Raw genomic sequence first — 701 nt, forward strand, 5'->3', positions numbered from 1 at the left:
ATGGGGTGGCATTTGAGCATTGCCACAGCCGCGTGTATTCGTTTTGAAACTAGAGAGAGGAAGACGATCAACCGCTTCAATGATGAAGTGAACAAGGTCGTCATCAGCTACCCAGTCCCGTAAATCCGGAGGCAGTAGCATCGGGGTGTCACGGTCTACAGTTACGAATCTCTCAACCATGAGCGAACTCTAGCAGATTTTAAGATTGTGAGGAAGGTAAGTCCGACAGACTCATAACCTCTTAAAAAAAATGCTATCCGCCAAAGTCCTCATCGACGGTCCTGCTGATCTAGTCTTCGACTACTTGGTTCCCGAGAGCCTTGGTGTCGTCGCAGTCGGCTGTCGTGTCCGCATCCCGCTAAGAAACAGAAATTCCACCGGCACCGTCCTAGAAATAGGCAAGCCACCACAGAGCAACTTCACCCTCCGCCCGCTCCACTCCCTCATCGATCCCGAGCCACTCATCACCCCCGGACTCATGAAGCTCGGAAGGTGGCTGGCAGAGTATTACGGCAGCCCGATGGAACAAGCCATGCGAGCCCTGGTCCCCGAGGCTGTTAGACAAGACGCCCACTCAGAAAAAGTGCGTAAAGTCGTGGTCTTAGAAAAAATGACCGATGAAGAAGCCCTAGAAAAACTAGCCAAACGCGCCCCAAAACAACACGTCATCCTCACACTCCTCACACTCCTCACACTCCTCA

The 701-nt window shown here is 52.4% G+C and carries 1 protein-coding gene and 1 pseudogene; one reads left to right on the forward strand and one right to left on the reverse strand.

Annotated features, from left to right (window positions below):
- A pseudogene (locus BSZ32_RS19535) lies at positions 1 to 180 on the reverse strand (IS5/IS1182 family transposase); the annotation flags it as partial.
- A 70-nt stretch (positions 181 to 250) separates the two neighbouring features.
- On the opposite strand from BSZ32_RS19535, the gene BSZ32_RS00895 reads away from it, so the two are divergent.
- Positions 251 to 701, forward strand: a 451-nt coding sequence (locus BSZ32_RS00895) for a primosomal protein N' family DNA-binding protein (RefSeq protein ID WP_484592876.1), incomplete at its 3' end; no start/stop codon positions are given.

The organism is Rubritalea profundi (assembly GCF_002954445.1).
GTDB lineage: Bacteria > Verrucomicrobiota > Verrucomicrobiia > Verrucomicrobiales > Akkermansiaceae > Rubritalea > Rubritalea profundi.